Origin of the sequence: Streptomyces sp. NPDC059371 (assembly GCF_042751995.1) — a bacterium.
Lineage (GTDB): Bacteria > Actinomycetota > Actinomycetes > Streptomycetales > Streptomycetaceae > Streptomyces.
Window position 1 is genome coordinate 92,155 of the sequence record NZ_JBHYXD010000021.1, and the last position, 19,067, is coordinate 111,221.

Annotated in this window: 17 protein-coding genes and 3 pseudogenes; 14 read left to right on the forward strand and 6 right to left on the reverse strand. The window is 68.2% G+C overall.

The features are described from left to right. Window positions 1–27 precede the first annotated feature (27 nt). The gene (locus ACFXGX_RS15235; RefSeq protein WP_384790177.1) at window positions 28–1,434 is read left to right on the forward strand and encodes a short-chain fatty acyl-CoA regulator family protein; all 1,407 of its coding nucleotides are present in this window, start codon (window positions 28–30) and stop codon (window positions 1,432–1,434) included. A 178-nt stretch (window positions 1,435–1,612) separates the two neighbouring features. Beyond that, a complete protein-coding gene (locus ACFXGX_RS15240) occupies window positions 1,613–2,338 on the forward strand; it encodes a DUF2470 domain-containing protein (RefSeq protein ID WP_384790180.1) in 726 nt (241 codons plus the stop codon). 362 nt (window positions 2,339–2,700) lie between these two features. Here the strand turns inward: ACFXGX_RS15240 and ACFXGX_RS15245 are convergent, their stop codons facing one another. Together ACFXGX_RS15245 and ACFXGX_RS15250 are read right to left on the reverse strand one after the other, a co-directional pair. After that, complete coding sequence (locus ACFXGX_RS15245) at window positions 2,701–3,021, reverse strand: hypothetical protein (RefSeq protein WP_384790183.1); 321 nt, start codon at window positions 3,019–3,021, stop codon at window positions 2,701–2,703. 4 nt (window positions 3,022–3,025) lie between these two features. Next, complete coding sequence (locus tag ACFXGX_RS15250; RefSeq protein ID WP_384790186.1) at window positions 3,026–3,505, reverse strand: HIT family protein; 480 nt, start codon at window positions 3,503–3,505, stop codon at window positions 3,026–3,028. Between the two features lie 180 nt (window positions 3,506–3,685). Between ACFXGX_RS15250 and ACFXGX_RS15255 the strand changes: the two genes are divergently transcribed. Then, window positions 3,686–4,021 (forward strand): hypothetical protein, encoded by a 336-nt coding sequence (locus ACFXGX_RS15255; protein WP_384790189.1) that lies wholly within the window; start codon window positions 3,686–3,688, stop codon window positions 4,019–4,021. Window positions 4,022–4,042: 21 nt separating this feature from the next. Here ACFXGX_RS15255 and ACFXGX_RS15260 read toward each other — a convergent pair. Further along, window positions 4,043–4,792 (reverse strand): annotated as a pseudogene (locus ACFXGX_RS15260) (ATP-binding protein); the annotation flags it as partial. A 251-nt stretch (window positions 4,793–5,043) separates the two neighbouring features. Between ACFXGX_RS15260 and ACFXGX_RS15265 the strand changes: the two are divergent. Together ACFXGX_RS15265 and ACFXGX_RS15270 are read left to right on the forward strand one after the other, a co-directional pair. After that, window positions 5,044–5,521 (forward strand): annotated as a pseudogene (locus ACFXGX_RS15265) (winged helix-turn-helix domain-containing protein). Continuing rightward, window positions 5,518–6,066, forward strand: a pseudogene (locus tag ACFXGX_RS15270) (transposase). Before ACFXGX_RS15265 ends, ACFXGX_RS15270 begins: the two co-directional pseudogenes overlap by 4 nt. On the opposite strand, the gene ACFXGX_RS15275 reads toward ACFXGX_RS15270, so the two are convergent. Next, on the reverse strand, window positions 6,060–6,224 hold the full coding sequence (locus tag ACFXGX_RS15275) for a hypothetical protein (protein WP_384790192.1): 165 nt from the start codon (window positions 6,222–6,224) through the stop codon (window positions 6,060–6,062). The pseudogene ACFXGX_RS15270 and the gene ACFXGX_RS15275 overlap by 7 nt on opposite strands. A 300-nt stretch (window positions 6,225–6,524) precedes the next feature. Here ACFXGX_RS15275 and ACFXGX_RS15280 point away from each other — a divergent pair, with 300 nt between their 5' ends. The 4 genes from ACFXGX_RS15280 (at window position 6,525) to ACFXGX_RS15295 (ending at window position 12,504) form a co-directional block, all read left to right on the forward strand. Then, window positions 6,525–7,082 carry a DUF3291 domain-containing protein gene (locus ACFXGX_RS15280; RefSeq protein WP_384790195.1) on the forward strand — a complete coding sequence of 186 codons (558 nt, stop codon included), beginning with the start codon at window positions 6,525–6,527 and terminating at the stop codon, window positions 7,080–7,082. A 162-nt stretch (window positions 7,083–7,244) separates the two neighbouring features. Continuing rightward, window positions 7,245–8,210 (forward strand): formylglycine-generating enzyme family protein, encoded by a 966-nt coding sequence (locus tag ACFXGX_RS15285; RefSeq protein WP_384790199.1) that lies wholly within the window; start codon window positions 7,245–7,247, stop codon window positions 8,208–8,210. 185 nt (window positions 8,211–8,395) lie between these two features. Next, on the forward strand, window positions 8,396–10,753 hold the full coding sequence (locus ACFXGX_RS15290) for an arylsulfatase (RefSeq protein ID WP_384790202.1): 2,358 nt from the start codon (window positions 8,396–8,398) through the stop codon (window positions 10,751–10,753). An 815-nt stretch (window positions 10,754–11,568) separates the two neighbouring features. Beyond that, on the forward strand, window positions 11,569–12,504 hold the full coding sequence (locus tag ACFXGX_RS15295; RefSeq protein WP_384790205.1) for an alpha/beta hydrolase family protein: 936 nt from the start codon (window positions 11,569–11,571) through the stop codon (window positions 12,502–12,504). Window positions 12,505–12,822: 318 nt separating this feature from the next. On the opposite strand, the gene ACFXGX_RS15300 is transcribed toward ACFXGX_RS15295, so the two are convergent. Both ACFXGX_RS15300 and ACFXGX_RS15305 read right to left on the reverse strand, forming a co-directional pair. Further along, window positions 12,823–13,290 carry an ATP-binding protein gene (locus ACFXGX_RS15300; RefSeq protein WP_384790208.1) on the reverse strand — a complete coding sequence of 156 codons (468 nt, stop codon included), beginning with the start codon at window positions 13,288–13,290 and terminating at the stop codon, window positions 12,823–12,825. Window positions 13,291–13,492: 202 nt separating this feature from the next. Beyond that, window positions 13,493–14,353, reverse strand: coding sequence for an RNA polymerase sigma factor SigF (locus tag ACFXGX_RS15305; RefSeq protein ID WP_384790211.1), 861 nt, complete (start codon window positions 14,351–14,353; stop codon window positions 13,493–13,495). Between the two features lie 339 nt (window positions 14,354–14,692). Between ACFXGX_RS15305 and ACFXGX_RS15310 the strand changes: the two genes are divergently transcribed. Genes ACFXGX_RS15310 through ACFXGX_RS15330 form a run of 5 tightly spaced genes read left to right on the forward strand, consistent with a single transcriptional unit; the run spans window position 14,693 to window position 18,987 of the window. After that, a complete protein-coding gene (locus tag ACFXGX_RS15310) occupies window positions 14,693–15,556 on the forward strand; it encodes an STAS domain-containing protein (RefSeq protein WP_384790214.1) in 864 nt (287 codons plus the stop codon). Then, window positions 15,553–15,993, forward strand: a complete 441-nt coding sequence (locus ACFXGX_RS15315; protein ID WP_384790217.1) for an STAS domain-containing protein — start codon at window positions 15,553–15,555, stop codon at window positions 15,991–15,993. Before ACFXGX_RS15310 ends, ACFXGX_RS15315 begins: the two co-directional genes overlap by 4 nt. Then, window positions 15,990–16,403 (forward strand): anti-sigma regulatory factor, encoded by a 414-nt coding sequence (locus ACFXGX_RS15320; protein WP_384790220.1) that lies wholly within the window; start codon window positions 15,990–15,992, stop codon window positions 16,401–16,403. Before ACFXGX_RS15315 ends, ACFXGX_RS15320 begins: the two co-directional genes overlap by 4 nt. Further along, window positions 16,400–17,617, forward strand: a complete 1,218-nt coding sequence (locus ACFXGX_RS15325) for an ATP-binding protein (RefSeq protein ID WP_384790229.1) — start codon at window positions 16,400–16,402, stop codon at window positions 17,615–17,617. Before ACFXGX_RS15320 ends, ACFXGX_RS15325 begins: the two co-directional genes overlap by 4 nt. Continuing rightward, window positions 17,614–18,987, forward strand: a complete 1,374-nt coding sequence (locus tag ACFXGX_RS15330; RefSeq protein ID WP_384790223.1) for a PP2C family protein-serine/threonine phosphatase — start codon at window positions 17,614–17,616, stop codon at window positions 18,985–18,987. Before ACFXGX_RS15325 ends, ACFXGX_RS15330 begins: the two co-directional genes overlap by 4 nt. The last annotated feature ends 80 nt before the right edge of the window (window positions 18,988–19,067 follow it).

Consider the following 19,067-nt stretch of genomic DNA (forward strand, 5'->3'; position numbering starts at 1 on the left):
GCCAGTCCCGGCCAGGTGAGGAGCGCGGTGAGCAAGACCTACGCGGGAGCACGACTGCGGCGGCTGCGCGAGGAACGCCGGATGAGCCAGGCCGAACTGGCCCGGGTCCTCGCCATCTCGCCCAGCTACCTGAACCAGATGGAGCACGACTCCCGCCCGCTGACCGTGCCGGTCCTGCTCAGGCTCACCGAGACCTTCGGCGTCGACCCGACCTTCTTCTCCGAGCGCGACACCACGCGGCTGGTGGCCGATCTGCGGGAGTCACTGGCGGGCGAGATCGCCGGGGCGCGGGTGTCGGCTTCCGACCTGGCGGATCTCGCCGCGCGCATGCCCGAGGTCGCTCAGGTCCTGCTGGACCTCGGCCGCCGCAACCAACTCCTGGCCGAGCGGCTCGCCGGCGCCGCCGACGGCCGCAACGCCGAGCACGAGGGGCCCCGTTCCCCGCACGAGGAGATCCGCGACTTCTTCTACCGCCGCCAGAACTACCTCCACGACACCGACCTCGCCGCCGAACGTCTGGCGGAGGAGATAGGCGTCCGCCCCGGTGAAGTCGTTCCGGCCCTCGGAGCGCGCCTCGGCGACCGGCACGGCGTGCGGCTGGCCGCCGAGAGCGGCGAGCGTCTGCACCACTACGACGAGCAGACCCGCACCCTGTACCTGTCCGCTCGCCTGCGCCCCGGCCAACGCGCGTTCCGCCTCGCGACCCAACTCGCCCTGCTCGAACACGCCGAGGGGCTGGACCATCAGGCGTCCGAAGACTTCCCGGCGGGCTCAACCACCCATGCCCTGGCCCGCATCGGCATCGCCAACTACTTCGCGGCCGCGCTGATCCTCCCGTACGCCGCCTTCCACAAGACGGCCGAAGAGGTCCGCTACGACATCGAACGCCTCACCGACCGCTACGGCCTCGGCTACGAAACCGTCTGCCACCGCCTGTCCACCCTCCAGCGCCCTCGCCTGCGCGGTGTCCCCTTCTCCTTCGTCCGCGTCGACCGCGCCGGCAACATGTCCAAACGGCAGTCCGCCACCGGCTTCCACTTCTCCCGGGCCGGCGGCACCTGCCCCTTGTGGAACGTGTACGAGGCGTTCGCCGCGCCCGGCCGTATCCACGTCCAGATCGCCGAAATGCCCGACCGGCAGCGCTACTTGTGGACAGCTCGGGCGATCACTCGCCATCGCGGCGGCTGGGGCGAACCCGGCAAGACCTTCGCCATCGGCCTCGGCTGCGAGATCCGCCACGCCCAACGGCTGGTCTACTCCGACGGCATCGACCTCACGAATGCCTCCGCCGCCACGCCCATCGGCATGGGCTGCCGCGTCTGCGAACGCCTCGACTGCCCCCAGCGCGCGGCACCGCCCCTCGGCCGGCCCCTGCGGATCGACCAGAACACCAGCACGTTCGTCCCGTACCCCGTGACCGATCGCCCGAAATGACCGTACGACAGGCCTGATCGCGTCCTCGGACCGGTCGAGCCACATTCGAGGCCGGGGAAGCCGGTGCGAATCCGGAACCGACGCGCAGCGGTGAGGGCGGCTGCGTTCGCAGGCGAGACGCCCGACTCCTCAATGGGTTAGGTTAGGCAAACCTAAGTTGCTTGTTCTGGAGGTCCGGATGCGTCGTACCCCAACCCGTAGCAGTGCGCCGACGGCCGTCGAGCGCGTCCGCTCGATCCTGGCCGCCGCCCATTCCATGACGGTGGTGTGCGACGGGCGGTACGCGGAGGTCCGGCGGCTCGACGGGGCCGGTGCCATGGGTCATTTCCACTTGCACGCCCCGTTCGAGGGCGGCGGTGTCGGTGCCCGGACCCCTGTCAGGCTCGAACTCACCGACATAGCCCCCACTCCCGTACGCGACCGCTTGCGCGCTCGTGTCACCCTGACCGGCCTGCTGGCCGAGCCGTACGACCCCGACTCCGCGGAGAGCACGTGCATGGAGTTCGGACAGGGAATGCTCGAGGACGCCTCGGGCCGTTCGTACGTGACTCTCCATGAACTGGAGGCGACGGAACTCGACCCGCTGGCGACGAGTGAGGCCGGCATGCTGACCCACCTCGTCGACGAGCACGCGGAACTCGTGCCCCTGCTCCTGCGCTTGGTGCGTCCATTCCCGGACGGTGGGGAGCTGCGCGCACTTCCGGACGGTGGGGTGCTGCGTGCGCTCCCGGTCGGGGTCGACCGCTACGGCCTGACCTTGCGCCTCGAGTACACGCGCACCCACCGTGATGTCCGACTCCCGTTCAAGACGCCCGTACGGCACGTCGACCACGTCGGACCCCAGATCCACGCGCTTCTGTCCGAGGCTCGCCGTATCTCCCACACGGGCCGCCTGCTGACCTGAACCGTCGGGCCCGTGCGGTCGTCGCCCACGGCTCACCCGTAGGAGGTCGACGTGGTCATCGACTACCTGGGGGTGAGCCGGCCGCGGCCGGCGTCGTCGACATGATCACTGCCCGCAAGGAGCGTTCCGACCCGATTGCCTGGATCCAGATCGGGTCTGTCGCCGGGCTCACTTCCCCGATCCCCTCGGCCGTGCTGCGGGCGGCACGTCCGCAGATCGTCGGGAGCGGCATCGGCTCGGTCCACGGCCGGGACCCTTGCCGAGGACCTGTTGCTCACCCCCGGCGGCCGGACGCGCCCGGTGCTGCTGATCCCCGCCGACCCGCCGGACGTCCCGGCCCACAGCCCCTGGACGGGCGTGCGTCACAGGACCGTCGGCGGGCTGCGGAAGTACCCGGGCACGCTGGATGTGCGGGCCGCCGACCGGCTTTCGAGTGGCCCCACGCCGGACTCCTCCGCCGCGACCTGGACGCCGTCCCGGCGGTCTACCTCCAACTCGGCATCCCCGGGTACGACCTGGAGGTGCGGGTCGGAGGGAGCGCGCTGTTGCCCGGCGAGCTGCTCTCCGTGCTGCCCGCCGTCACCCTCCAGCGGGTCGGCTACCGGGAGCCGTGGGAGTGGAACGCAGGGGAGCTGACCGCGCTGGGCGCCCCGGCCGGCGCGCTTGACGGTCGGCGGGCTCACGTCGTCAGCCCATCGAACGCAACCGGTCCAGTTCGCTCCCGATCCCGTCCCGCAACACGTCATGCTGCGGCCCCAGTCTGAACCTCTCGTCACTCCACCGGTCACCCGGATACAGCCACACAGGCTTGCCCACCAACTCGGCCGGCTCCCAATCGAACCGCGGCCAGACGTGGGCATGCAAGAACGGGTCGGTGTTCCCCAGAATCTCCAGGTTGACCCGGCGGAAGCCGGGATCCAAGCGTCGGCAGGCGCGCTCAACGGCTTCTCCGAGCCGGTCCATGTCGGACAGAAACGACAGCCGCCTCGTCCTCGGCAGATCGGACAGCCGCTGAACACCCGGCTCGTCCACGAGGAGAACCGAGTAACCCGGCAAGAACTGAACATCGCCGATCACCGCGAACCCCGACTCAAGCCGCCGCAGCACGGTCGGGTTCTCACCTCGCAGAGCCGCCCCGATCCGATCCATCCGCCAGTCACCAGTCATGGCCCCAACTTAGCCACCGGTGATCAAGGCCCGCTCTTCGCTCCCCAACCTCCCCACATACATCAAGGTTCAGCCAAACGAGGCGAGGAGTGTCCCCGGCCGTTTTCACGGTTCTGTCCGCAGTTCCGTGAACGGACATATGGCGGGGAGTGAACATCCCGCATGTGGCACTCTGGCTGGATGGCAGAGAGCAACCGGGAACGCGCGGTAGGTGGCTGGATCTGGAACGAGAACGTCCAGCCCTTCTTGGCTCTCTTGGCGTGTTACGCCAGCTACGACTTCGATGACGCCGACTGGCAGGCGGTCGAACTCGGCCTTGAGGCCACCGATGATGAGCACCCGGATCGCTGGTACAGCTATCCACTCGTTGGATCAGACCATCGACTTGAAGTGCACCTTGCGCAGGCCGTGGGTGGCAGTGAGGTTTCTGTCCGCGTGGCAGGAACTTCCAACCCTGAGCTGCTGCTGAGGGCGGACACCCTGATAGCGGCCTTTGCCACCAGGCTCGTCGCATGAGGCGAGCATCAGTCGCAGCCCTCATGGCTGGGTGAGAATCCGGGTCCGGAGGGGGGCGAACGAGGCTCGGCCATACTTGGCTCGCTTGAGCGTTTTAACCCGGTTCACGTGCCCTTCGGCGATCCCGGAGCTCCGGGGCAGAGTCAGCCCGGCGGTCACCGCGTCGAGATCCTGGCGAGGGAAGCCGGCGAAGCCCTTCATGGGCTTGGGTGCGTGCAGCTGGCTTGGCGTTCCGCCCCCAGACGACATCCTCGCAAGCGTCCACTCCACGTGGTACTCGCCCGGCTCCGCGGTCGGATCCCCGCACCCGTGGATAGCAGTACGCCCGAAGGCCATCCTGACCTGAGCCAGCAAGGGGCTCCCCGGGAACTGTACGATCTTCTCCACCTCAACCAGCATCGTTCGATCATGCAGCATCCGCCTCATCAACGAACCTGTGAGATTTCGGCGCTGCCTGGCACTGCTTCGCCGGAACACACGCGCATTGGAGAAGGACTCCTTGGAGGCGATGGCGACGCTGTTCTTTTCCTCGCGTTCGGTCAGGACCTGGAAGAGCGGTTCGGCGCCGTGACGGTCGAGTCCCATGTAGCCGAGTTCGTCGATGCATAGGAGATCGACACGGCCGTAACGGGCGATGGTCTTGGTCACCTCTTCCTCATCGGCGGCTTCAACGCGCTCGTTGACGAGCTTGGTGGCCAGGACGTACTTGACCTGGTAACCGGCCATCGCGGCCTCGGTGCCCAGCGCGATCGGCAGGTGGCACTTGCCGGTGCGGCCCGGAACTGCTTCAGCCTGCTGAAGCATGGTTCGACCACAGCGGCGGGCCTGTCCGCTCCCACGCGGCATGCGTCAACTCGCCCCGGCCAACCACAAGAGCAAGGATCAGGAGTGGTTACTGACCTTTGAGGCGTGTTGTCGCCGGGGCTGACGATGTGTGATCGTCGCGGTATGCCGGTTGTGCGAGATATCCGCAAGGTGGTGGGCTGACGCCTGAACGGCAGGCGTTTCGCGAGCGCATCCGGATGGAGGCCGCCGAGCGATTCGCGGTCGGCGCCTCCAATGCCGAGGTCGCCAAGGACTTACGGGTGAGTGTGCGCTCGGTGCAGCGCTGGCGCCGGGCCTGGCACGACGCCGGCGCACAGGGGCTGCGGTCCGCCGGACCGGTCTCACTGCCCAAGCTGAGTGAGGCCCTGTTCGCCGTGCTCGAACAGGAGCTGGCCAAGGGGCCGGTAGCGCACGGCTGGCCGGACCAGACCTGGACGCTGTCGCGGATCAAGACGCTGATTCGGGCGCCGGTTCCACAAGAGCATGACGCTGTCGGCCATCGCGCAGATGCTGCACCGGCACGGCTTCAGCCACCAGGTCCCCGCCCGCCGTGCGACCGAGCGCAACGAGGAAGCCGTCACCGGCTGGGTGAAGGAGACCTGGCCCCAGGTGGAAGCACCGTGGCGGCGCTCGGGGCCTGGCTCTGCTTCGAAGACGAGGCCGGCTTCTCGATGACGCCGCCCACCGCCCGAACCTGGGCCAGGCGTGGACGCACACCCGTCATCCGGGTGCGGGGACGCTCCCAGCGCCGCATCTCCATCGCCGCGCTCGCCTGCTACAAGCACGGCGAACGCACACGCCTGATCTACCGGCCCAGACGACACGTCGATCACAAACGGGGCGGCAGACGCAGCTTCAACTGGACCGACTACCGCGATCTCCTCATCGACGCCCACCAGCAACTCGGCGCACCCATCGTGCTCGTCTGGGACAACCTCAATGTCGACAAGGACCGCCGAATGCGGCAGTTCATCGACACCCACGACTGGATCAGCTGCTACTTCCTGCCGGCCTACGCACCCGACCTCAACCCGGTCGAGGGCATCTGATCACTACTGCGACGCAGCAGCCAGGCCAACACCGCCTTCACCGGCCCTGACCATCTCATGAGCACGCTCCGGCACGGTCTCCGCCAGATCCAGTACCGCAGCAACCTCATCGACGGATGCCTCGCCGAAACCAGCCTCACCTTGACGACACCACGGCCGCAACCTCAGTAGTCACCCATGAACCACAAGTAGCTGCCCGGCGTCGGCGCACAGACTTCAAGGAGCTCGGCAAGGTCAAGCAGAGCCGCCTTCTGCTGTTCGTCGGCACACCCCTGCGACAGGGCGACGACCTCCGTGCGGACCACTTGGGCTTCCTGGTCGTTGAACAACGTGTCACCGTACGGATCACCCAGCCGAGCCCGAGCCATGCCGGTCGAGGGCGCTCAACACCTCCTCCTGCGGTGCGGTGCCGCAGCCTGCCCCGTCCACCAAGGTCCCAGCTCCAGCTCCAGCCCCACGATGATCCGGTTCAAGAGGCCACTTGGACAGGGAAAACGCAACTTCGACATGGCCCGCAGAGGCAGCTACCTTCACCTGGTCTTCGGCGATCTCCCACGCTCGCACAGGAGTTGCTTCAGGCTGAGCCACCCGCGGATCCACACCAGGCACCCCCAACCAGGGAGAGACGCATGCCCCATCTTGCTCTGTACACATTCGGCGTCCTGAAGTCTCCTCTCGCCGATCCCGCACCTCTCACACGCGAGTTCTACGACATCGGTGAGGCCGTCTACCGGAAGATCGGTCAGCACCCCGGATACCTCGCTCGCGCTGAAGCGGCAGACGGCGACCGGGGCATGCTCTTCGAGGCGGACTGGGGTGCCTGGGGAGAGTTCGCCGTACCGACCTGGTACGGCAAGGGCCGTACGGTGGAAACCACCGCTCTGGCCGCGACCCTCTCACTCTGGACCGACCTGCGCTCCGCCTTCGACGCCATCTACACCGGTCTGCACCGTGAGGCGCTGAACAGGCGTTACGACTGGTTCGAGAGGACAGGACACCCGAATTACGTGTGCTGGTGGGTCTCCGACGGTGTGATACCCACCTGGCAGGACGGGGTTTCCGGGCTGGAAGACCTCCACGACCACGGCTCCGCGCCGCACGCCTTCACCTTCCACCACTCGTTCGCCCCGGACGGAACTCCGACCTTGATCAACGGTATCGGGCCGAAGAGCCACCAGGTTCGCTGACCAGGAAGCCTGAACGACTGGCTTCGCTGTGAAACCCCTCGATCGAATGAGGGCGACAACCTCCGGCTCGTTGACGATGCGCAACTCTCCCCGCCTGGGCACGTCAGTTCGTCGGGCGTGTCACCCGTAGAAGTCTGTGAAGGGTGGTGCAGCGTCGGTGCTGTGACGACGATTGCGCAGCGCTCGACGACGGCGCCGGTCCGGGGGATGGCCTGGATCGCGGGCGGCCTGTTCCTCATGGGCTCGGACGATTTCTATCCGGAGGAGCGGCCGGTGCACCCGGTGTCGGTGGACGGCTTCTGGATGGACGAGCACCCTGTCACGGTGGCCGCGTTTCGTCGCTTCGTGAAGGCGACCGGCTACGTCACCGTGGCCGAGCGGCCCTTGGATCCTGCCGACTACCCGGGCGCCGAAGCGGCCGACCTGGTGCCGGGAGCACTGGTCTTCCGGATGACGCGCGGCCCCGTCGACCTCAACGACTGGCGCCGATGGTGGAGTTACCGGCCCGGCGCGTCCTGGCGGCACCCGTCCGGCCCGGACAGCAACCTCCATGGGCGAGAGCGGCACCCGGTGACCCAGGTGGCCCACGAGGACGCCCGCGCGTACGCCGACTGGGCGGGTAAGGATCTTCCGACGGAGGCGGAGTGGGAGTTCGCCGCCCGAGGCGGCTTCGAGTCCGCCGCTTTCCCCTGGGGCGATGACTTCGCACCGAAGGGCCGCAGAATGGCCAACACCTGGCACGGCCGGTTCCCCTGGGAGTACGAAGCGCGCGGCAGGACCAACCCGGCCCCCGGAACCACCCCCGTCGGCGCCTACCCGCCCAACGGCTACAACCTGTACGACATGGCCGGCAACGTCTGGGAATGGACAGCCGACCACTACACCACCCGCCACCCAGACCCCGCTCCGAGCAGCTGCTGCGCCCCGCGCAACCCTTGTGTCGACAGCCCGTCCGCAAACGACGCCGGCACGCCGCCGTCCGCGGAGCCCTTCCCCCGGCGAGTCATCAAAGGCGGCTCGCATCTGTGCGCGCCGAACTACTGCCTGCGCTACCGGCCCGCCGCCCGGCAAGGTCAGAGCGTGGACACAGCCACCTGCCACCTCGGCTTTCGCTGCGTGATCCGCTGACCGGCGCTCGACCAACCCTTCGCGGCCGGGCACGCACCGGTTCAGCCACACGTGGTCGTGTCGTTCACCTGGTCGGCCCAGGCTCCCCGCGTGCCGCTCCGCGCCTCCGCGCATGCCGGTCGACCATGGCCGCAGGCAGCCCGCGCCGGCCGGTGGGGCGGACGCCGTCCTGGAAGGCGGGACCCGTGGCTTCGACATTCCGTGGCGTGGTGAACCTCGATGTCCGTGATTCCGTGCCGGACTGGTCCGCCTACGAGCAGCCCAAGGCACCCCACGGGGCACCGAACGTGGTGTACGTCGTCCTGGACGACGTCGGGTTCGGCGCGATGAGCTGCTACGGCGGTCCGATCGAGACACCGAACATCGACCGGCTGGCAGACAGCGGGCTGCGCTACTCGCAGTGGCACACCACCGCCCTGTGTTCTCCTACCCGCTCGGCGCTGTTGACCGGCCGTAACCACACCACCAACGGCATGGCGTGCATCAGCGAGGCCGCGATCGGCTTCCCGAACGCCAACAGCCACATCCCGCCCGAGTGCGCCACGCTGGCCGAAGTCCTGGTCGAGCGCGGCTACAGCACGGCCATCACCGGCAAGTGGCACCTGTGTCCCGAGGACGAGATGAACCTCGCCTCGACCCGCCGCAGCTGGCCGCTCGGCCGTGGCTTCGAGCGCTTCTACGGCTTCCTCGGCGCTGAGACCAGCCAGTGGTACCCGGACCTTGTCCACGACAACCACCCGGTCGAGCAGTCCGCCACCCCCGAGGAGGGCTACCACTTCGGCGTCGACATCACCGACAAGGCCATCCAGTACTTCGACGATGTCAAGGCCATCGCCCCCGAGCGACCAGTCTTCCTCTACTACGCTCCCGGCTGCGCGCACGCGCCGCATCAGGCCCCGAAGGAATGGATCGACCGCTACCGCGGCCGCTTCGACGCCGGGTACGAGGCGATGCGTGAGGAGATCCTGGCCCGCCAGAAGCAACTCGGTCTGGTACCCGAGAACACCCAGCTGCCGCCGCTCAATCCGATCGGCACCCCGGACACGAGGACCGGCCCGGGTGGAGAACCCTTCCCGCCCCTGGACTTCACCCGACCCTGGGCGGAGCTGAGCGAGGACGAACGCCGCCTGTTCGCGCGGATGGCCGAGGCGTACGCCGGATTCCTCTCGCACTGCGACGACCAGGTCGGCCGACTTGTGGCCTACCTGGAGGACATCGGCCAGCTCGACAACACGATCTTCGTCGTAGTGTCCGACAACGGGGCCTCCGGCGAGGGCGGCCCGAACGGATCGGTCAACGAGAACAAGTTCTTCAACAACGTCGCCGACGACATCGACGAGAACATGGCCATGATCGACAAGATCGGCGGCACCGAGACCTACGGCCACTACCCCAACGGCTGGGCCATGGCTTTCAACACCCCGTTCAAGATGTGGAAGCGGTACTCCTTCAACGGCGGCACCTGCGACCCGTGCATCATCTCCTGGCCGGCAGGCATCGCCTCCCGGGGTGAAGTCCGCACCCAGTATCACCACGCCGTCGACATCACCCCCACGGTCCTCGACTGCATCGGCCTGGACATGCCCGAGACGGTCCGCGGCCACGTACAGGTTCCGCTGCAGGGCGTCAGCATGCGCTACTCCTTCGACGCCCCGGCCGAACCCTCCGCGAGGACCACACAGTTCTACTCGATGCTCGGCACCCGCGGCATCTGGCACCAGGGCTGGAAAGCCGTCACCACCCATCCCGCGATCAGCGGCTGGGGCAACTACGGCCAGGACACCTGGGAGCTCTACCACACCGACGAAGACCGCTCCGAACTCAACGACCTCGCACAGCAGGAAGCCGGGCGTCTCACCGACCTCATCGGCCTGTGGTTCTACGAAGCCGGTGTCAACCAAGCCCTGCCACTGGACGACCGCTCCGCCCTGGAGATCCTCTCCACCCCACGTCCTCAGCTCACCCCGCCCCGCGAGCGTTATGTGTACCGGCCCGGCGCATCCGAGGTCCCCGAAGCCGTCGCCGTCAACATCCGCAACCGCTCCTACACCATCGGCGCGCTCGTGGACATCCCCGGACCCGGCGCCTCCGGCGTACTCTTCGCGCACGGCGGCCGCTTCGGCGGACACGCCCTGTTCGTCCGCGACGACCGCCTGCACTACGTCTACAACTTCCTCGGCACCGACCACCAACTCATCACCGCCACCGAAGACATCCCGGCCGGACACAATGTCATCCTCGCCGCGACCTTCGACAAGGACGGCGAGGAAGCACCCGGGGTCGCCACCGGCATCCTCAGCCTCTACCACGGCGACCACAAGGTCGGCGAAGGCCGCATCAAGACCCAGCCCGGCCGGTTCACCCTCGCCGGCGAAGGACTCACCGCAGGCCGGGACAGCGGCGAAGCCGTCACCGACCACTACCCCGGCGAAGCCCCCTGGACCTTCAGCGGCGCCACCCTGCACCGCGTCGCCGTCGACGTCAGCGGCGCCCCCTACATCGACCTGGAGACCGAAGCCCAGGCCATGCTCGCCCGCGAATAGCCGTGGCGAACAGGGCACTGGTGCGGCCCTCAAATACTTCGCTGGACTTCCCCAAGGCTTCTCGGACCGGAGCGCGGCAACGCCGACCTCGATCCGCGCCGGACAGCGGTCGCATCCATCGCCATGAGAGTGCTGCGGCTCCGGAGGATCCCAACAGCATTCTGTGTCAGACGAGTTGACACTTCTCGCAGCGCGCTCCACGATGACCGGGCGGTCATATGACCGCCCGGTCACACTAGGGAGCGCCCATGTCCACGCCACCCTGACAACGGCCTTCACCGGCCCGGTGCGAAATCCCTTGGTCGCAGCCGTGGATGAGTTCGGCACGCACGGCTCCTCCCCGGCCGGCCGGTACCGTCCGGGAAGCCCGAGTCGCCGAAGGCCCCATTTCTTTCAGCGCTTCTCCGGAAGGTTCCCCAGCAACCTCGTCGGCTGCTCGGCCCGGCCGCCGGACGCTCACGTACAAAACGGCGCCGACGCTGGACGGCGTACTCGAAACGAGCCGCGTCGACAGCGGGGCCGAACCGAGGTTCGCGAGGCTCTGCTGGAATGCCCGGGCGCAGCCGTCGAGCCCGCTCGCCACCGGCCTCCACTGGTCGGGCTGACCCACCGGGACTTCCGCCTGCAAGCCACAGGGCAGAGCAATCCTCGGCGCGACCCGGCGGTACGCCTTGTTGCCGACGGCAGTTGGGGGCGATCTTCCCCTCAGTGCGGCACTCGACGGCGCGACCGGCACCGACAGAACCACCGGCCCCTCGGCACGTCCAGGCCTTCCGCCTTCCTGCACGCATCCGCACCCAGAATGAGGTGATCGCATGACACGTCAGTTCTTACGGATGGTGATCGCTGTGCTGCTCAGTGCGGCAGCCGCCTTCGCCGTCGCGCCGACAGCGGGCGCGCTTCCTGCCGTGAGCCCTGCAGCAGCCGCAGACCCTTCGGCCACCGGGTCCTTCCCCGTGGCCTACTCCGATGTGACGGTCTCGGCCTCCGGGCGCTCGTACAGCGCACGCGTCTGGTACCCGGGAACCACGGCTGGGGCCAATGCAGTTGTCGCACCGGGCGCCCATCCCGGACTCGCTTTCGGACACGGCTTCTTCCAGGGAATCACCCAGTACGAGAGCCTGCTCAAGCACTACGCGTCCTGGGGATTCATCATCGTCACACCCAAATCGCAGGGCGGCCTCTTCCCCAGCCACTCCGCCTTCGCTGACGATCTGAACGCCGCTCTCACCTGGCTGACCAGCCAGAACACCACCAGCGGTTCCCGCTTCGCGGGCGCCGTCAACACGGATCGTCTCGGGGTTTCCGGTCACTCCATGGGCGGCGGCGCCGCGCTGCTCGCCGCCGGCCGCAACCCGGCCGTCAAAAGCGTGTCCACACTGGCGGCGGCGGAGACCAATCCGTCGGCTGTCACCGCTTCGGGAAAGCTGACGATGCCGGCCCAGTACGTCGGAGGCAGCGCCGACTCGATCGCAGGTGTGGCCGACAATCAGCAGAAGATGTACGACGCCAAACCGGCCCCCGCCCAACTGCGCGTCATCACAGGCGGTTTCCACTGCGGATTCGAGGACAGCTCCGGATTCGGATGCGACAGCGGAGCCGTCACTCGCGCCGCACAGCAGAAGCTGACCCAGGGCGTCACCACTTCCTACCTGCTCTACACCCTCGGAGGTGACGCTTCGATGTACGACCAGGTATGGGGTTCCGCGGCTCAGAATCTGACGGGGGTCGTGTACACCGCCAAGCTCTGACGCGTCCCAGGAGCAACCTCTCTGACTGTTGCCGGTCCTAGCGGGCGCTGCTCGCTCCGGACCCGGGATGCACAAGCAGTGCGCTGCACGTCCGGCGTGCAGCGCACGTTTCCTGGTGTCCTGCGCCGGAGATCCGTTGGCAGAAGCGAGCGAGTGAGCCGAGGATTTCTTCGGCTGTTTCGGTCAAGGTGAACGGGGTCGGGTTCTCGTCCCGCTGTTTGACCCAGGCGCGGATATGGGCTTCCAGGGAACACACCCGCGGCGAGGTGCCGGCCCTCCCCGGCCGCGAGGTCAGGGGGTGCGCTGGGCGGCGTCGGCCTATCTCGTACTCGCTGTGCCGGCCGGGTAGAGAGCGACGTGTGCGGTCACGCGTTTGCCGACCGGCGTTGCTTCCACGGTGAGGGACTGGGCGAGGGCGGCGACGATTTCCAGTCCGTGCTGGCCGATGCGTTTGGGGTCCGGGGACTTGGGGACCGGCAGGACGGGGCTGCTGTCCCACAGCCCGACCTGCAGAGTGGTGCCGACGATTCGCAGGTGCAGGAGAGCCGGACCGGGAGCGTATCTGCGGGCGTTGGTGACCAGTTCGCTGACGATCAGCTGGACGATCTCCACCGTGGCGGTGACAACCGGTATGCCGTGGGCGTGTCTGACCCTGTCCAGGAACGCCGCGGCGAGGTCGCGGGCGTGCGCGATGCGGGTGCCGTCGCTGTCCAGTGCGAGCGAGACTTCCGCCAGTGCTGGAACGCCTGGCTGCTCACAGCTGATGTTTTCAGGTGATCGATCCATCCCTGCCCGCTTCCATGTCCCCGCCAGGTACCCCGCCCAGCACCGGGTACGCAGTTTCTGGGACGTTATTGCGGTAGAGCCCTGCGGACGCACACGCCCGCAAGGTGGCGTTCTTGACGCGTCGCGGCCCGAAGGTGCTGAGCTGGTACGGCGAAGATCGCCCCACTTCCGGGTGACCGCCGGCCCTCAGCGTACGCCGTGCTCAGTTGGTGGTGAGCATGCCTTCGCGGAGTTTGGCGAGGGTGCGGTTGAGGAGGCGGGATACGTGCATCTGGGAGATGCCGAGATGCTCGCCGATCTGCGCCTGGGTGCATTCGTCGACGAATCGCATGTGGATGATGCGCCGTTCCCGGCCGTCGAGATCGGCGATCATGGGGGCCAGCGCGTTGAAGTCCTCGACGAGTTCCAAGGCGCCGTCCTCGGCGCCGATGAAGTCGGCGAGCGCGGCTTCGTCGTGGCTGGAGTTGACGGCGGCGTCGAGCGACGCGGACTTGTAGCCGTTGGAGGCGAGGCGCGCTTCGTTGACCTCTTCCTCGCTCAGGCACATCAGCTGGGAGAGTTCCTTGACCGTGGGGTCGCGGTCGAGCCGGCTGCGGAGTTCCTCGGTCGCCTTGGCGAGATGGATGCGGGCTTCCTGCAGCCGTCGGGGGACGTGAACGGCCCAGGAGGTGTCGCGGAAGAAACGCTTCATCTCACCGACGATGTAAGGAACCGCGAAGGAGGTGAACTCGACTTCGCGGGTGAGCTCGAAGCGGTCGATGGCCTTGATCAGTCCGATCATGCCGACCTGGACGACGTCTTCCATCTCGTCGTGGCCGCGGCTGCGGAAGCGTGTGGCAGCGAAGCGGACGAGCGTCATGTTCATCTCGATGAGGGTGTTGCGCGCGTACTGGTACTCGGGCGTGCCCTCTTCGAGAACGCCGAGCCGGTCGAAGAACAGCCTGGACAACTGCCGGGCGTCTTTGGGGGAGACCCGCGACGGGTCTGCGATCTCCGGTAGCGCTGATGCCGGTGCTCGTGCTGATGCCGGTGTCGCTGTCTCAGTCGCCTCGGTCACCGTCATGTCAGGCCCCTCCGCAGTTCCAGCCCCGTGCCGCCGGCTGCTGGAGGCCGACAACAGGGCGCGTACCCGCCCTGGAAGAGTGCATACCCGGCGATTCGAAAGATTCTTTGGATCGGGGATCGGCAGCCCCGTGCGCATTGCCGCGCGGGCGCTTTCCCGAGGCGGGGGCACAGTCCTGACAAATGACGGGTCATGCCGACATGTTGACGGCGGGTTGCCGCAACGCTACGTCCGCGCGCGGGGTTTCGAGTGTCGCACATCACGGTTTTGAGACCCGTCCGTAGGTCACTCAGAAGGCCTGAGGTTTCGAACAGGCCGCCTGGCCAACTGCGAAGAAGGATGTGCACTGTGGCTGGTGAAGGCGTTTCCGATCGTTTGGTCGGCCTGCTGACGGTTCGAGGCGAAGACCTCGGCGCCGAATGGTCGGAGAAGGTCACCGTTTCACTGGGCGGTCGGGTGAGCCGCGCAGAGGTGCAGCGGGAGCTGCAGGAGATCTACACGGCGCTGGTGGCCGCGCTCGCCGACGGCAGTCTGGACGGGAGAGGGGAGGCGTTCGGCGAGGTCCGCGCGCTCCTGACCGAACTGTCGCGCAACCGCGCCCACCAGGGTTTCACTCCCACCGAGACCGCGGTGAGCGTGTTCGCTCTCAAGGAGGTCCTGGAGCCGGCCCTGTCCGGCGAGGGCAGCGACCTGCAGGCGTACCTGAAGTTCTCCGCCCTGCTGGACGCCCTGGGCCTGTTCACGATCGAGGTCTACACCCGTACGCGCGAGGAGCTGATATCGGCGCAGGCCGAGCAACTGCTGGAGCTGTCCACGCCGGTTGTGAAGCTGTGGGACGGGGTGATCGGTGTTCCGCTGGTCGGAACCCTGGACTCCGCCCGCACGATGGTGGTGATGGAGAAGATGCTCCAGGCCCTGATCGACACGGGTGCCGAGCAGGCCATCATCGACATCACCGGTGTGCCGGCGGTGGACACCGAGGTGGCCCAGCACCTGCTGAAGACGGTGGTGGCGGCCCGGCTGATGGGTGCCGAGTGCACGATCTCCGGCATCCGTCCGCAGATCGCGCAGACGATCGTGGCGCTGGGGATCAACTTCGGTGACATCGTCACCAAGGCCACCCTGGCCGATGCCTTGCGGCACGCGCTGCGCCGCTCCGGTGTCACGCTCTCGCGCACCTCGCCCCAGGCCGGTGCTCGGTGACCGAGCGTGTTCCCATCCTGCAGATCGGGCAGGTACTGCTGGTGTCGATCCAGACGGACCTGGACGACCATTCGGTGATGCTGCTTCAGGACGACCTGGCGGCCAAGGTCGTCGAGACGGGCGCCCACGGGGTGGTCATCGACATCACCGCGGTGGACATCGTCGACTCCTTCGTGGGCCGGATGCTGGCGACCATCGCGTCCATCTCGCGTCTGCTGGACGCACAGACCGTTGTGGTGGGTATGCGCCCGGCCGTCGCGATCACCCTGGTCGAGCTCGGTCTGTCCCTGGGCGGCGTACGGACCGCGCTGACCCTGGACAAGGGACTGCGCCTGCTGGAACAGGCGCGCACCGAGTCCCTCGGGGAGTTCGAGTCCGACGCCGCGGCCGGTCCCGGTGCCGGTGGCGTCGCGCCGGATGCCGCGGCAGGCCTGTGAACAGCGCCTCCAGCGGCTCGGAGACGCTGGAGATCACTGCCAACGCGGGCGTGGTGCAGGCGCGCCAGCGAGTGCGGGCCCTGGCACAGGAGTGCCGCTTCTCCCTGGTCGAGCAGACGAAGCTGATCACCGCTGCGAGTGAGCTGGCCCGCAACACCCTCATCCACGGCGGCGGTGGCACCATGACCGCCGGCTTGGTGGAGGAGCGCGGCCGCCGCGGCGTGCGCCTCGTCTTCAGCGACCGGGGACCCGGCATCCCCGACGTGGACCTGGCCCTGACCGACGGCTGGACCTCGGGTGCCGGCATGGGCCTGGGGCTGTCCGGCTCCAAACGGTTGGTCGACGACTTCGTCCTGGAGACGGCCGCCGGACAGGGGACCACGGTGACCGTCACCAAGTGGGCGCGATGACGGCCATGGGCTTCGCGCGGTTGCTGGACAGCGAGGACGTGGCCTGGTTCCGCGACCAGCCAGAAGCCGCCCGCGGCGCGGCTGCCGCCCTGGGACGGCGTGTCGGTCTGGGAGAGCAGCGCAGTTCCCAGCTCGTGCTGGCGGTGGCCGAACTGGCGGGGAACATCGCCAAGCACGCCGTCGACGGCTCCCTGCTCCTGCGCGTGGTGCGCAACGAAGCCACCGCCGGGGTGGAAGTGCTGGCCGTGGACGGCGGCCCGGGAATCGCCGACGTCCCGGCGGCCCTCCAGGACGGCATGTCGACAGCCGGGACCCTCGGCATCGGCCTCGGTGCGGTCCAACGCCTGGCCGACTCCTTCCACATCCACTCCCAGCCCGGCCTGGGCACCGTGCAGCTCGCCCGTTTCTGGCCGCGTCCCGCACACCCCTCGGTGGCCGGGGAACCTGCCGTGGGAGGTATCACCCGGCCGATCGGCGGCGAGCAGGTGTGCGGTGACGCCTGGGCCGCCCGCACGGACACCGGCGAGCAGTCACCTGTCTCGCCCGCTGAGAAGGCGGCGGGCCCTCCTGCATCCGGCGCCGCCGACTGGTCCGTCCTGACCGGCACCCGCCCGGCCTCACCCCACCTGCGGACAGCTCCGTCTCGGGGCTCCTTCGCGCTCCCCGGCCGCGCCGGTCGTCCCACGGCGGTGCGCGCGGCCGTCGCCGGGCCCGGTACCGGCGTGCTGATCATGTCCTGTGACGGGCTGGGCCACGGTCCGATGGCCGCCGTGGCGGCTCAGGCGGCCCTTCACGCCTTCAAGACAGGAACCGCCCGCACTCCGGAAGGGGCCATGGAGGAGGTGCACCGCGCTCTGCGCGGAACACGCGGCGCGGCGGTGGCCGTCGCACGCCTGGAACCGGACGGCCGCCTGCTGTTCTGCGGCGTAGGGAACATCACCGCCGCCCTGGTCACCAGCACCAGCCGCAGCACGTTGCTCTCCCACCCGGGCATCGCAGGTCATCAGATGCACCAACTGCGCACCTACGAACACCACTTGCCTCGACATGGAATCCTGGTGATGCACTCCGACGGCCTCAGTGAACGCTGGACCCGCAGTGACCTGGCGGGCCTGCTCCACCACCCGCCCGCCTTGATCGCCGCCGCGCTGATGCGTCAGGCCGGAACCCGCCGTGACGACGCCAGCGCGGTGATCGCCAAGGCGGCACGGTGAACGTACCGGCCCCGCGCGCCCATCCCTTCACCGCCGGCGCCAGTGCCCTGCTGGTGACACCGCTCAGTACCGAACACGACATCTTCGCCCTGCGCCGTCACGCCAAGACCATCGCTTCGGCCGTCGGCCTGGACGACCGCGACCAGGTGCGCCTGGCCACCGTGGTGAGTGAGCTGGGACGAGACCTGCTGCGCCCTTCCGCGATGACCGCCGTGTTCAGCCTGCAGCAGGAGCCGGCCGCGCTCCGCACTCTCCTGCAGTGGCGCGACGACCGCGCCCCCGGCAGCGAGTCGCTGACCGCCGTCACCCGGCTGCTTCCGCAGACCCGCTACGAGCCGGCCCCTGGCCACCCGGATCAGTCAGGCGGCGGCCGGATTGAGATCGTCTGCCACATCCCCGAGCTCGCCGCCCGGGACCTGAAAGTGGAACAGGTCCTTGCCCTCCTGGAGTCGGACGGCCCCGCCAGCGCCATCGACGACCTGCAGGCACAGTCCCGGGACCTGATCAACGCGCTCCAGGAAGCCCACGCCCAACGCGACGAACTGGAACGCCTCAACGAGGAACTGACCGAGACCAATGCCGGGGTGATGGCCCTCTACGCGGAACTGTCCGTCGAGCACAAGGACGTCGTGGAACGCTTCGGACAGGAGCACGAACTCGCCCTGGCCCTGCAGCGCACGTTCCTGCCCGCAAGCCTGCCCCGGAGTCCCGGGGCGGAACTCGCGGTGCGCTACCTTCCCGCCGCCGCCACGACCGAGATCGGCGGAGACTTCTACGAAGCCGTCACCACGCCGCAGGGTCTGCTCCTCGCCGTCGGCGACGTCGTGGGGCACTCCCTCCAAGCCGCCATGGTCATGGGAGAGATCCGCCACGCCCTGCGCGCCTACGCAGCACAGAACCTTCCTCCGCACATCCTGCTGCAGCACGTGGACCATCTGTTGGGCCTGCATCAGCCCGGATGGACCGCCACTGTGTGCATCGTCCTGGTCGACGCCGATCTCGCTCACTTGCACGTCGCCAACGCCGGCCACCTGCCACCCCTGCTCCTGGGGCCCGGCGGTGTGCCCCGCTATCTGAGAGAACACGGTCCGCTCCTGGGCCTGGGCCTGCCGCAGCCCGCGGCTGTCAGCCATCGCGTCGAACCGGGCAGCCGGCTCGTCATGATCACCGACGGGCTCATCGAGACCCGCGACACCGAACTCAACGAACGCCTCGAACTTCTGAGCGCCGTCGTGGCACAAGGGCCGGGGGAGCCGGAGGCGTTGTGCGCCCACCTGGTGGATGCCTTCGGAGAGGATCCTGACGACGACATCATCGTCTTCGCGGCCCGCCTTCATCCGCCTCATCCCCCGATGTCCGGAGCCGGCTGACCCTCAGGCTGCCGGCCCGGCAGGCCCGTCGTCCGCAGGCAGCACGAGGGGCGGGCGGCGAACAGAATCCTCTTCTGTTC